8 protein-coding genes and 3 pseudogenes are annotated in these 12,916 nt (G+C 63.7%); 5 read left to right on the top strand and 6 right to left on the bottom strand.

Annotation, left to right across the window (positions count from 1 at the left end; translation table 11 throughout):
* Positions 1-42 precede the first annotated feature (42 nt).
* The 5 genes and pseudogenes from BM133_RS30805 to BM133_RS35625 form a co-directional block, all read left to right on the top strand.
* Positions 43-1,338, top strand: a complete 1,296-nt coding sequence (locus BM133_RS30805; protein WP_093442729.1) for an MFS transporter — start codon at positions 43-45, stop codon at positions 1,336-1,338.
* Between the two features lie 49 nt (positions 1,339-1,387).
* Positions 1,388-5,044, top strand: a complete 3,657-nt coding sequence (locus BM133_RS30800; protein ID WP_093442727.1) for a hydantoinase B/oxoprolinase family protein — start codon at positions 1,388-1,390, stop codon at positions 5,042-5,044.
* A 22-nt stretch (positions 5,045-5,066) separates the two neighbouring features.
* Positions 5,067-5,855 (top strand): GntR family transcriptional regulator, encoded by a 789-nt coding sequence (locus BM133_RS30795; RefSeq protein WP_093442725.1) that lies wholly within the window; start codon positions 5,067-5,069, stop codon positions 5,853-5,855.
* 207 nt (positions 5,856-6,062) lie between these two features.
* A complete protein-coding gene (locus tag BM133_RS30790) occupies positions 6,063-8,255 on the top strand; it encodes a hypothetical protein (protein ID WP_143100242.1) in 2,193 nt (730 codons plus the stop codon).
* Between the two features lie 113 nt (positions 8,256-8,368).
* Positions 8,369-8,551, top strand: a pseudogene (locus BM133_RS35625) (hypothetical protein); the annotation flags it as partial.
* Positions 8,552-8,680: 129 nt separating this feature from the next.
* Here BM133_RS35625 and BM133_RS30780 read toward each other — a convergent pair.
* The 6 genes and pseudogenes from BM133_RS30780 to BM133_RS30760 all read right to left on the bottom strand — a co-directional run.
* Positions 8,681-9,791, bottom strand: a pseudogene (locus tag BM133_RS30780) (IS701 family transposase); the annotation flags it as partial.
* A gap of 71 nt (positions 9,792-9,862) precedes the next feature.
* On the bottom strand, positions 9,863-10,003 hold the full coding sequence (locus BM133_RS35825) for an IS66 family transposase (protein ID WP_371286368.1): 141 nt from the start codon (positions 10,001-10,003) through the stop codon (positions 9,863-9,865).
* Between the two features lie 121 nt (positions 10,004-10,124).
* Positions 10,125-10,181 (bottom strand): annotated as a pseudogene (locus BM133_RS35820) (hypothetical protein); the annotation flags it as partial.
* Positions 10,182-10,583: an IS66 family transposase gene (locus BM133_RS35815; RefSeq protein WP_093442717.1), complete on the bottom strand. Its 402-nt coding sequence runs from the start codon at positions 10,581-10,583 to the stop codon at positions 10,182-10,184.
* Between the two features lie 232 nt (positions 10,584-10,815).
* Positions 10,816-11,817, bottom strand: a complete 1,002-nt coding sequence (locus BM133_RS30765; protein ID WP_093442715.1) for an alginate O-acetyltransferase AlgX-related protein — start codon at positions 11,815-11,817, stop codon at positions 10,816-10,818.
* A gap of 1 nt (position 11,818) precedes the next feature.
* The coding region (locus tag BM133_RS30760; RefSeq protein WP_143100241.1) for an MBOAT family O-acyltransferase at positions 11,819-12,916 on the bottom strand (1,098 nt) is incomplete at its 5' end.

The following is a 12,916-nucleotide window of genomic DNA, read 5'->3' as shown; positions in this document are numbered from 1 at the left end:
CCAGCCTTATCCCAAAACTATTCCGACAAGGAGACCGAAACCATGAAATCGATCCTGGAAACCAGCCTGACGCGGGCCAGCGATGCGCCGGCCGAAGGCAATTGGATCCGTACCCTCGATCCCAACGAGAAACGCACGCTCGCGGCTTCGTTCGCGGGCTACGGAGTCGATTCCTTCGACTACTACACGCTGCCGCTGGTCACGCCGATCCTGCTGTCGCTGTGGGGCATGAGCAAGACCGAGGTGGGCTTGATCGGCACGTCGACGCTGGTGGCCTCGGCCATCGGCGGTTGGGCGGCTGGCGTGCTCGCCGACAGATACGGCCGCGTGCGCATCCTGCAGCTGACCATTCTCATTTTCACCATCTTCACTTTCATCTGCGGGCTGTCGCGCACGCCTGAGGAACTGCTGATCGCCCGCACTCTGCAAGGTCTGGGGTTCGGCGGCGAATGGGCGGTGGGCTCAGTGCTCATCGCGGAGACGATCAAGCCCGCGTACCGCGGCAAGGCCGTCGGGCTGGTGCAGAGCAGCTGGGCGGTGGGCTGGGGCGCGGCGGTGCTGGTATCCCTTGCGCTCTTCACCTTTCTGCCGCCGGAGTACTCATGGCGCGCGATGTTCATGCTGGGATTGCTGCCGGCGTTGCTGATCCTGTTCATCCGCCGGTCGCTACGCGATCCCGACATTTACCTGCAGACTCGCGCCGCTGTGGCGCGTGGTGAACGCAGCAGCAATTTTCTCGCGATCTTCAAGCCCGGCGTGCTGCGCACCACATTGCTCGCCAGCCTGATGTTCACTGGCATGCAGGGCGGCTACTACGCCATCGGCGTGTGGTTGCCCACGTTCCTGAAGAACGAGCGCCACCTTACGGTGCTGGGCTCGGGCGGCTACCAGTTCATGTTCATCGTCGGCTCATTCATCGGCTACCTGTGCGGTGCATACCTGTCGGACGCGCTGGGCCGCCGCCGCGCGTTCATGCTGTTTGCGGCCTGCGCCGGCGCGCTCGTGTATGCGTACACGCTGCTGCCGATCACCGACGGCGTGATGCTGGTGCTGGGCTTTCCGCTGGGATTCTTCATGTCGGGCATGTTCAGCGGCGCGGGCGCCTTCCTGTCCGAGCTGTTCCCCAACGAACTGCGCGGCTCCGGACAAGGCTTTTGCTACAACTTCGGGCGCGGCATCGGCGCCACCTTTCCCGTGCTGGTGGGCGTGCTGAGCGATCGCCTGCACATGTCGCTGGGCTCTGCCATCGGCATCTGCGCGGCGGTGGCTTACGTCATCGTCGTCGTGGTGGCCATGTGCCTGCCGGAGACAAGCGGGCGTGATCTACGCCGCAACTAGTCTGCACGCCTTTTCGCATCGCCGCACGAATTCTTCCTTCTCTCTCGTCATGACCGAACAAGTTCTTCTTCCGACCCGCTGGCAATTCTGGATCGACCGCGGCGGCACATTCACCGACCTGGTGGGCCGGGATGCGCAAGGCGGCCTGCACACGCTCAAACTGCTGTCGGAAAACCCTGAGCAATATCCGGACGCCGCCGTCGAAGGCATCCGGCGGCTCCTGGGCCTGAAGACCGGCGAACTCATCACGCCCGAGCGCGTGGAGTGCGTGAAGATGGGCACCACAGTCGCCACCAACGCCCTCTTGGAGCGCAAGGGCGAACCCACGGTGCTAGTCACCACGCGGGGCTTTCGCGACGCGCTGCGCATCGCCACGCAGGCGCGGCCGCGCCTGTTCGATCGCCGCATCGTGCTTCCCGAGTTGCTCTACGAACGCGTGATCGAGGCCAGCGAGCGCGTGGGCGCATCGGGCGAGGTCGTGCAGGCTCTGGACGAGATGGACCTTTGGCCACAGCTGAATGCCGCGTTTGCGCAAGGCCTGCGCAGCTGCGCGATCGTCTTCATGCACGGATACCGCCACACCCAGCATGAACTCGCGGCCGAGAAACTGGCCAGGGCGGCCGGTTTCACGCAGGTCTCCGTCTCGCACAAGACCAGTCCGCTGATGAAGCTGATTCCCCGTGGCGACACCACGGTGGTCGATGCCTACCTTTCTCCCATCTTGCGGCGCTACGTCGACCAGGTGGCCGCGCAGATGCCCGGCGTGTCTCTGTTCTTCATGCAGAGTTCGGGCGGCTTGACGCAGGCCCATCGCTTTCAGGGCAAGGACGCCATCCTTTCCGGTCCCGCAGGCGGCATTGTCGGCATGGTGCGCACCGCCTCGCAGGCAGGGCATGACAAGGTGATCGGCTTCGACATGGGCGGCACCTCCACCGACGTGTCGCACTTCGCGGGCGAGTTCGAGCGCGCCTTCGAAACGCAGGTTGCCGGCGTGCGCATGCGCGCGCCGATGATGAGCATTCATACCGTGGCCGCCGGCGGCGGATCGGTGATCCGGTTCGATGGCGCGCGCCTGCGCGTGGGCCCCGAATCGGCCGGCGCCAATCCGGGGCCGGCCAGCTACCGGCGCGGTGGCCCACTGACCACCACAGACGCCAACGTGCTGCTCGGAAAGATCCAGCCGCACTGGTTTCCCAAGGTGTTCGGCCCGGCCGCCGACGAGGCGCTGGACCGCGAGACGGTCAAGCGGCGCTTTGACGCCTTGGCGCAGGAAATGAGCAAGGCGACCGGCCGGAGCGTGAGGGCGGAGGAGGTCGCCAGCGGTGCCCTGCAGATCGCGGTGGCGAGCATGGCGAATGCGATCAAACGCATCTCCGTCGCGCGTGGCTACGACGTCACCCGCTACACGCTTCAATGCTTTGGCGGTGCCGGCGGCCAGCATGCATGCCTGGTGGCCGATGCGCTGGGCATCGACACGATCTACGCCCACACCATGGCCGGCGTGCTGTCTGCCTACGGTATGGGCTTGGCGGATCAAATTGCCATACGCGAGGCGGTGGTGGAACGCAACCTCGATGCTGAGGGCCTAAACGCTGCAGGCGATGTCGCCGAGCGCATGCGCGCGCAGGCCGAGAGCGAGTTGCTGGCACAAGGCATCGTGCGTGCCGACATCCGGAGCGTCTGCCGTTTGCAGATGCGCTACGAAGGCACTGACACTGCGTTGCCGTGCCTGCTGCCGCTGGGGCAGGGGGTCGACGCCCAGGGCGCCATTGCCGCCATCCGGGAAGAATTCGAGCAGGCCTATCGTCAGCGCTTTGCCTTCCTAATGCCCGGCCGCGCACTGGTCATCGAAGCCGCCGCGGTCGAGTCCGTGTGTGCTGGCGAGCGCACGGCAACCCCGGCACAGTTCGAGGCGGCGCTGGAACACCGGCCCGCCGCAGCGAGCCATGCGCCGATGTACTGCAAGGCAGACGAGCAGCCGGCCGGCTGGCGCGAAGCTGCGCTTCATCTGGGCGACACACTGGCGCCGGGCGCGCGAATCGACGGCCCGGCGATCCTGGCCGGCAAGAACGCTACCACTGTCGTCGAGGCCGGATGGCAGGCGCAGGTCACGGCAAGCGGCGTGGAGATGCGGCGCATCGCCACGCGCGCAACGGCGCACGCGATCGGCACTGAAGCCGATCCGGTGATGCTGGAAGTGTTCAACAACCTGTTCATGAACATCGCCGAGCAGATGGGCCAGCGGCTGCAGAACACCGCCTACTCCGTGAATATCAAGGAGCGGCTCGACTTCTCGTGCGCGCTGTTCGATGCAGTCGGAAGCCTGATCGCCAATGCGCCGCACATGCCGGTGCACCTGGGTTCGATGAGTGAGTCGATCAAGACTGTGATTGACCGCAACCCGAGGATGCAACCGGGCGACGTCTATGTGCTCAACGACCCGTATCACGGCGGCACGCACCTGCCCGACATCACTCTCGTGACGCCGGTGTACATCGACGACCGCGACGCGAAGCCTTCCTTCTATGTGGCCTCGCGGGGCCATCACGCGGACATCGGCGGCGTCACGCCAGGCTCGATGCCGCCATTCTCCACCAGCATCTCCGAGGAAGGCGTGCTGATCGACAACTTCAGATTGATCGACCAGGGGCATCTTCGCGAGAAAGAACTTCGCGAACTGCTCACAGGCGGTGCCTATCCGTCACGCAATGTCGAACAGAACCTGGCTGATCTGCGCGCCCAGGTCGCGGCCAACGAGAAGGGTGTGCAGGAGCTCAAGGCGATGGTGGTCCAGTATGGAAGCGCCACGGTCGCCGCGTACATGCAGCATGTTCAGGATAACGCTGAAGAGTCAGTCAGGCGCGTGATCACTGCGCTGTCCAACGGCGAATTCCAGCTTCCGCTGGACAATGGCGCACGCGTCTGCGTGCGGGTGAGCGTGGATGCCGCGGCGCGCAGCGCGACAGTCGACTTCACCGGCACCAGTGCGCAGCTGTTCAACAACTTCAACGCGCCCAAGTCGATCACGATGGCCGCGGTGCTCTATGTGTTCCGCACCTTGGTTGACGACGATATTCCGCTCAACGCGGGTTGCCTCAAACCCATCAAGGTGGTCGTGCCCGAAGGATGCATGCTCAACCCGGTGTCGCCCGCGGCGGTGGTGGCGGGCAATGTGGAAACCTCGAGCTGTGTCACCAATGCGCTTTACGGCGCGCTGGGGGTGGTGGCTTCCAGCCAGTGCACGATGAACAATTTCACTTTCGGCAATGGGCGTCACCAGTACTACGAGACCATCTCGGGCGGCTCGGGGGCAGGCCCCGGATTCGACGGTACCAGCGTCGTGCAAACCCACATGACCAACTCGCGTCTTACTGACCCGGAGGTGCTGGAGTTCCGCTTTCCGGTGCGTCTGGAGAGCTACCAGATTCGCTTGCATTCCGGTGGGCACGGCCGATGGCGCGGCGGCGACGGTGGCGTGCGAAAGATTCGCTTCCTGGAACCGATGAGCGCTTCGATCCTGAGCAACGGGCGCATGCACGGCGCGTTCGGAATGGGCGGCGGGCAACCGGGTGCTGTCGGTGTGAACCGGATCGAGCGTGCGTGCGGGACCGTCGAGACACTGAGCCACAGCGCACAGGTAGATATGGCGGCCGGCGACATCTTCATCATCGAGACGCCCGGAGGAGGCGGATACGGCGCCATGTAGGGAAAAGCACCGTCGAGGCCTCATGTACGCGCCCCAGCATCACCAGCGAGCCCTGATCGATGTGAGGACGACCCCGCCCGACGGCGACCCGCCTGCGGCGATCGCCTGGGTGGCGGGGCTCTTGCGTCGGCTGATCGCCCGAGGCGATTTTTTTCCGGGTCAATGTCTGCCCGAAGCCGCGCTGCGCGAGCGACTGGAGGTCTCGCCCGGCCTGCTGCGCGAAGCCTTTTGCGCTCTTGCCAAAGAGGGGCTGCTCAAGCGCGAACCGCACGGTGATGTGCGCATCGCGATACCGAGCATCGAATCGATCATCGACATCTACCGCGTGCGCCGGCTCGTCGAATGCCAGGCGGTGGCAAGCGCCCGTTCCTGGCATCCGGCCAGGAGCGACATGCGCGCGGCGGTGGAGATGGGGCTGCACTGCCGCCGCAACGGCGACTGGGTCGGCGTCGGCGCGGCCAACTTGGACTTCCACGAGAGCATCGTGAGGCTTGCGGACAGCGAGAAGCTCAACGAATTGTTCGGCGACCTTCTGTGCGAATTGCAGCTCGGGTTTCGTCTGCTCGGCAAGCCGGGGTTCATGCATGCACCGTACTTGGACAGGAACATGCGGATTCTCGAACTCTTCGAAGCCCGCAAGTTAGCCGACTGCGCTAGCACCCTCGACGACTATCTGAATCACTCGGAGCAGGTAGTACTGGCAGTCTATGCGCAGCGATGGAATCAGACGGTGCTCGACACGCCAGGACAGTGCTTCCAGGAGACAAACCCGGCCGTGCTACCGGGATTCGTGAGTTGGCCTTTCGAGTGAACGGGCTTCGTGCGGGTGTCGATTGCCGTCGAAAGTGAGCCGGCTATGGAGTTCACTACGGAGTGGGGTCAGATTTAAATCTGGTTGGCGCATATCCAATACCGTTTTCCTTCGTTGGGGCGACGTGACCCCTCATGACATGCTTTGGACGATTGAAGCTGAGTACCCCAAGTGGGAACTAGACGCGACAACGCAAAAGGACATTCGATGGTCATCCCAACCGGCACCCCGCCTTTCCCGTCTCCCATAGTCCAACCTGAAAGCTCTGCGCTGTCCAAGTCGCCAGCCCCAACGGTGAAACATGCTCCGAAGTCTCAGAGCGTGATACCGAGCCTCGACCTCGACCTCGCCCCGCCGCGGGTGAACACCCGGCGGTTCCAAGAAAGCGGACCCCCTTCCCGCACGCAGTCGGAGGAGCGGCCGACGGTCTCGAACCGCGGCCGTCCGCGACGGGCTTTGGTCGACTTTCGCCGCAATGTTGGCATCGGGTTGCCCCCCGATGATGGTTCCCGCGCGTTGCCGCCTAGCGAGACGGTCTACTTGCCGACCCATGGCACGGAAGGCACAGATACGGATATCCAGACAGCCCCGGTCATCGGCGGAAATGTCGGAGTCACCGGACGCTTGTACCAGCCGGACGACGATCCGACGATGACAATCACTACAGTCAGCGGGTCGGTCATCCTCACCTCCCATGCGCCGCCGTCGGAGGATGCGAGCCCGAGAGATCCCGCCCGCGCGCTGCTCCAACTTCGGCACGCCATCGACAACCTGTCGCCCGAGCAGTCGGCACAGGCCCGCACGTTCATGGATCGGCTGTTGAGTGCCGTCCGCGGCATGGACGTCTGGGCGGCACTGAGCAAGGGAGACGAGGCGGCCATCCTGGCCGACCGCAACTATCAGCAGGGGGTCAGGGATATCCGCCAAGACGCGACCCAACTACTGGAGGGCGTGCAGGCGTCCCGGGCCAACATGCCCGAGGCGAACTACAACGCCGCCACCAAGAACCTGCAGCGAGCCCATCGCCTGCTCGATGCGCTCGCTGGCATGGAGCTCTCAACGATGAAGGGCAAGGGAGCGCTGGCCGCGCTCGTCCTGTCCAATGCAGCCCTCATGGCCATTAATCTGGCGGCCTTCGTCTACTTGCCATTTGCCAAGAACGAGAACAAGACGAAGGCGCTCTACCTCGCGTCGGCCAGTAAGACGATGTTCCTCACACTCGGCCTGATGTGGCGCATGACGACGAACCGCGACGTAATTTTCAACCTGAATCGCAACCGCAACTTCGTCAACACGTTGCAGAGCGCGTTGTTCTACTTCACGCTGCTGGCCGATTACAAGGCCCTGCCGAAGGCAGCGCAGAATGGCTACGCCGCCACCGTCGGTGTCGTCTCGGCGGCCGCGGGCATCTCGCTCTTCTACGGGCCCGAGATGTGGGCGGGCATCAAGAAGCTGTCCGCCAAGATCATGGGCAGCCGTGACGGAATGCCCGATGAGATGCCGGACGACGTGCTTCAGTCCTTGCAGACCCTGAAGCAACAGGCCGATGCGCTGACAAATACGCCGCGAGCGCTGACAGTGCCGACTCCGGACGGCCGCGGGATGATCCTGGGTGAATTCAATGACCTCGATGAATTCATCGCCGAGACGGGAGTGGTCCTCAATGCCGAAACGACCGCAGACCTGCGAAACATGATTGGTGAGCCGGAGCGTCGAGGCCAGATCCAGGATCTTCGCAAGGGCATGTCGTCCGAACGGCGCGTCGTCAACGACTCGCACGACTACCTGGCGGGTGAAGCCGAGAAGGCGCTGAACAACGCGCGTGATGCCATTGCCGCGTCAGATCCGACGTTCGCGCCGCCGGCGCGGGCCCTGACCGAAAGCCAGCAGGCCGCAAAGGCGGAGAAGGGCATCTATTCGGTCGTGGGTGCCGCATCGCTGGCAGGGCCGGTTCCGTTCTTCGCTATGCCCAAGGTGGACCCCAGCATACCGTTAGCCCCAGCGGAGATTTCGATCGTCGGCTTGGTGGACCTCGCGGCCAATATGGGCATGGTGATGACTGTTCTGATCAACCAGGTCTTCGACGAAACCAAGAGCAGCCAGGCGCAGAAGGACTCGTTCCGGCAACTGTGTGGTTTCAGCGCTGCGATGGCCGTGGTCCTGACCGGGAACCACTTGATGGGAGATCCGATCGAGAGCGCCGAAAACGGTTGGATTTACGGTGGGTTGATTCTCGCTACTGTAGGCAATACGTTCCCGGGCGTGTTCGGCACCGTCCTCGCAGCCATCTTGGCTGGCACCATCGGCGAAGCGAAGGCCGAGTGGCGGGGCGACGGCCCGATCCGCCGGGAGCTCCGGGGAGAGGGTCCCATCCGCGCGATGTTCGTGGGCGAAGGCTAACTCGCCGGCCTGCGGGTTAGGCAACGGCATGGACAGCCTCACCCGCATGGCATCGATGTGCCAAAGTGGCTCGCTGCCTGCGCCTGCCCTGCCTTGATGGCTAAGTTGTGCGCATGCATATAGAGAACTTTCACTTGAGCAACGAGCATCCAAAGAGCGCTGAAAGCCCCGCCTTCGATACCCGCATACTTCATGCTGACCAGTCGACCGGCGCGATCATGCCGCCGATCTACGCCACCTCGACCTACGTCCAAGCCAGCCCCGGTGTAAACAAGGGTCTTGAATACGGACGATCGCCGCTCATACAACTAAATTTGACGCTATCCAGCGCGAGTTGAAAACGAGGGCCGACTGCAAATGATCATGGCTGAATTTGACGCCATTCCGACAAGCCAATTTACGACTTGATCAGAGGGTCCCTAGTTTTACTGTGTCACAAGAGTAGCTTTGCGCTTGCCCTTCCACAGCAGGGGCACTGCCCGAGACGGGCGATCAGCAGGTAACTCAGCCGCTGGCGCAGACTCGTGATCGAGGTCGCCACGTGGCGCTGCGCGCGCAGGGCTTCCGCGGGGGACGTAGCGCTCGGGAAGGGCAGGCACCTGGCGTTCGATGAAGTTTTTTTCCACCGACAGGCTTGTCGGCGACCAGGCGTTCGGCCATCAGGAACCCGTAGGCCGCGATGCTCAAAGCGGCGTGGTGGTGGAACCCTCGCCACCCTCGGCCCTCATGGTGGCCGAGACCGAAGTCCTGCTTCAGATCCTGGTAGTCGCGCTCGATGCGCCAGCGCTGATGGACGACGCTGACGAGTTCGCTGATGGGCGTGTCTGCTGGTGGTAGCGTGGACAGGAAGTACTTGCTCGGTTCCTTGTCGTTCACCGGCCACTCGATGAGCAGCCACTGCTCGGGACGCAAGCGTGCCTTACCGACATTGCCACCGGCATGGCGTACCCGCACGGGCGCGAAGCGCTCGCGCAGCAATGTATTGGTGCTCTCGCGCCAGGCGATGGTCTGGAATGCCTCCTGCGGCAATGACATCGCCATTGCCTTGAGGCTGATGGGCTGCAGAGTGGCGGTGCGCCGAGGTACTACCAACGGGCGACCCATGCCGCTGTAGCGCTTGGGTGGCAGCGGCAAAACCCCAGGCGGCCAGACCACAACGGCCGATGTGACGCCGACCGCATAAGCCAAGCCCATGTCGCTGAGCGCCTGACGAAAAGCGTTGTCCACGCCGTAGCCGGCGGCCAGCACGCAGTGGCGCGGCGCGCCTTCGTCCAGCAGCGTGCGCAACTGCTGCAGCGCGATCTGCGTCTTCGTGGCGAAGCGCACTTCATCGGAACGCCGGCCTTGGCGCGGCGCTCAGGGTCCGCCGCCCAATCCTCGGGCAGGTACAGCTGCCAAGCCACGGGAAGGCTGCCCTGGTTGCTGGCCAGGGAGATGCTGAAGGCCACCTGGCAATTGTCCTGCTTGCCCAGCAAGCCCGCAGTATTGCCGCGTGACACCGACCGAGTGGCGGCCCTTCTTTGGGAACCCGGTGTCGGCGCCTACATCGCTACCGGTGTCTTATCCGCGTGCACGACGGCGCAACCCAGACCTGCGCCTTGAGCGCATCAACGAGCGGCTGCAACCGCACGCCGCACACGCCCACCCAGGCCAACAGCGTCGAGCTGTGGCAGAGCGAGCCCGGCGCGAGCGAAGATCTGTTCCTGGCGATACGGCGGCAGGTGATCGGCGTACTTGGCGACCAGCACCTGGGCAGCAGGCCCGACGTCGGGATGCCCTTGTCGAAGATCTCGGCATGCACTGGTGCCGCCTCAGCGTGCGGCAACGCGTGCATGCCCACTTGCCGCGGATATGGCGCTCGACGGTGAAGACGCCGGGCGTGTAGTCGAGCTTCTCGCTCACGTCCCCACCGATGCGCTGGAGCATTCAGCCGCATATGCAGGTGATGCTCTCGGGCTCGTGATGGCGCTCGACGCGAGGCAGGCTGGCCGGCAAGGCCGTGCGCTTCGGACGAGCGCTGGTGTCGGAAGGCTTCTTCGCTGCGGCCAGCAGTTCTTCAAGCTGGTCTTCGAGCGCGGCGATGTCGGCGTCCACGGCCTCGTCGAACAGCGCCTTCTGCTCGGCGTTGAGTTGCTCGCTCTTCTTGCCGAACTTCACGCGCTTTAGCCGCGCCATCTCGAAGGTCAGCTTCTCGATCCTGGCGTCGCGCCAGTCGATCTCGCGATGCGCATGGTCCAGACGCTGCAGCAGCTTGGCATCTAACTCACCGAGGCCGGCGGCCTGGAGTGAGGCGAGTTCAGCGGCGCTGATCAGTGGGGCGTCGACCATACTCCGTAGTGTCGCCAGGATACGAGGCCTGGACCATCGGCGAACGCCCCAATTGCCTGTGCTTCTCGCGCAGGCTCACACCAGGCCGATGACGCCTTCGTCGCCGATGCGCTGCCACGGCAGACCCAGCACCAGCGCCTGAAGTTGCGCATGGGTCAGCGACTGTTGCTCGCCCTCCGATCACGCGTTTTGGTCGTCCGCTGCGAAATTTATGGCTTCATTGCAACCGGTCCTAAGGGGGTTCGGGCACGTTCTTGCGAACTTCGACAAGCATGCGCTCGCCCAGTGCAAGCTGGCCGTGCATGGACAGGTGGGTGTCATTTGGGAAGTAGAAGTCGCGGATCTGCGTCTTCTTTTCCTGGGCGAAGCTGAAAAGGTCGGGGCCCAGGCCGGAAGCTTTGAAGACTTCGACGAAGGCCTTGGAATGGTCGAGATCGATGTAGGTGGTGGTCTTGTTCGGGATCACCATCCACAGGATTGGGATCGAGGATTGCGCCTTGGTGAAGGCCTGCATGGTGGCGATGTTCTCCGCCGGGAGTTCGCCGTTGCTGTCGTCCTCGCTGAAGAACAGCGCCTTGGTGCACAGGCGGTGGCTGAACATCTCGCAGCCGTTGACTACGCTGCGGGCCTTGGTCGCGTAGCCGGAGGTCGTGTCAGCCGCCGTCGCCTTCGCCCTGCGGGTATTGCGCACGGTATACCAGCCTGAAGTGATCTTGGCGTCCCAGTTGAGCGCGAAGCCGGGAACGTTTTCGGCCGGCGTGGCAAAGGGCTCGACGCGAGATTCGAACGGCTTTTTCATTTGCCTGCAACTGCGCATTTGCGCGACCCGCGCATTGAGGATGCGCTCGACGCTTTCGATGATCACCAGCTTGCCCTTGAAGCCGTTGCGCGCCAGCCAGTCGCCGAAGTCGTCGCACAGTGATTCGTTGACCTGGCCCCACAAGACCGTGGTCACGCGGTAGCCGCCCCTGGTCAGCACCGACTGCCAGCGACCGGTGCTGGAAAAGCTGTCGCCAATCACGAGGACGTCGGCTTGGGCTACAGGCGCGGCGCGCAGCAATTCGGGAGGAACATGAGGGGGCTCGCGGGTCCAGCCAAATTCGCTGTCGGAGATCAAGCCGAGGCGGGTCAGATCGCCGTAGGGAATAGGGGTCGTGAGCGTGAGGATCAGCAGTGCGACGATCACGAAGAAGCCGCTTAGGAAGGTCAGTAGCCAGACTTTTACAGGCGTCATGTCAGAACTGAAAATAGAGGAACGGGCTGTAGGTGCCTAGCTTGGACACGCAAACGCCGAGCAGGATGACGGTTGCCGGCGCCATCGCTGCGGTGAGGAGCTTGCTGAGCACTGGCCGGCCAGCCAATGACTGGACCTGAGGCACCCAGCGCTGCAGCGCGATCGTGGGCGGCAGCGTGAAGCAGATCAGGAGGGCGACCAGCATGGTCTGGAAAAACTCGGGCTTGCGGTAAGGCAGCGTGAGGAACTCGTGGAAGGCGCGGCCGGGCGCGCCGTGCAGGCCGAGCATGCCCTTGTAGATGTCCGTGGCGGCATGCATGCTCTCGGCGCGGAACACTACCCAGGCGACCATCACGCACAGAATGGTCAGCAGCCAGCCCAGCAGGCGCGTGAGGCGGCTGCGCGTCTTGCCGTCGCGGCGGAACCTGGCATTCCAGATGTGGTTGATCATCAGGAAGGTGCCATGCAGGGCGCCCCAGATCACGAAGGTCCAGTTGGCGCCGTGCCACAGGCCGCCCAGCAGCATCGTGAGAAACAAGTTCAGGTAGCGCCGAGCAAGGCCCTTGCGATTGCCACCTAGCGGCACGTACAGGTAGTCGCGCAGGAAGCCGGACAGCGAGATGTGCCAACGGCGCCAGAATTCGATGATGCTGGTCGACTTGTAGGGCGAGTTGAAGTTCAGCGGCAGCCGGACGCCCAGGCACAAGGAGAGACCGACTGCCATGTCGGAGTAGCCCGAGAAGTCAAAGTAGATCTGCAAGGTGTAGGCAAGCACGCCGAACCAGGATGTGTATAGCGTGGGCTGCACGCCGTTGTGCACGCCGTTGAAGAGGAGGTCGGCGTATTGCCCCAATGGGTCGGCGATCAGCAACTTTTTGGCCAGACCGAAGGTGAACATGGCCAAGCCGAGCGCGATCTTGTTGCCGTCGGCGCGGTAGGTCGCCGGATTCGCGAACTGCGGCATCATCTGCGCGTGATGCAGCACGGGGCCCGCGATCAGGTGCGGGAAGTAGGTCACGAACAGCAGGTAGTGGATGAAGCTGCGCTCGTGCACCTTGCCCTGCCAGCAGTCGACCAGGAAGGCGATCTGCGTGAAGGT

The organism is Variovorax sp. 770b2, from assembly GCF_900115685.1.
GTDB lineage: Bacteria > Pseudomonadota > Gammaproteobacteria > Burkholderiales > Burkholderiaceae_C > Variovorax.
The sequence above is the reverse complement of the archived record's forward strand: the minus strand, read 5'-3'. Positions and strand labels throughout refer to the sequence as shown.

What these genes read in the sequence shown, in the direction of transcription:
- BM133_RS30805 (WP_093442729.1), top strand. Translation starts at nt 43, where the DNA reads ATGAAATCGATCCTGGAAACCAGCCTGACGCGGGCCAGCGATGCGCCG.
- BM133_RS30800 (WP_093442727.1), top strand. Translation starts at nt 1,388, where the DNA reads ATGACCGAACAAGTTCTTCTTCCGACCCGCTGGCAATTCTGGATCGAC.
- BM133_RS30795 (WP_093442725.1), top strand. Translation starts at nt 5,067, where the DNA reads ATGTACGCGCCCCAGCATCACCAGCGAGCCCTGATCGATGTGAGGACG.
- BM133_RS30790 (WP_143100242.1), top strand. Translation starts at nt 6,063, where the DNA reads ATGGTCATCCCAACCGGCACCCCGCCTTTCCCGTCTCCCATAGTCCAA.
- BM133_RS35815 (WP_093442717.1), bottom strand. Translation starts at nt 10,583, where the DNA reads ATGGTCGACGCCCCACTGATCAGCGCCGCTGAACTCGCCTCACTCCAG.
- BM133_RS30765 (WP_093442715.1), bottom strand. Translation starts at nt 11,817, where the DNA reads ATGACGCCTGTAAAAGTCTGGCTACTGACCTTCCTAAGCGGCTTCTTC.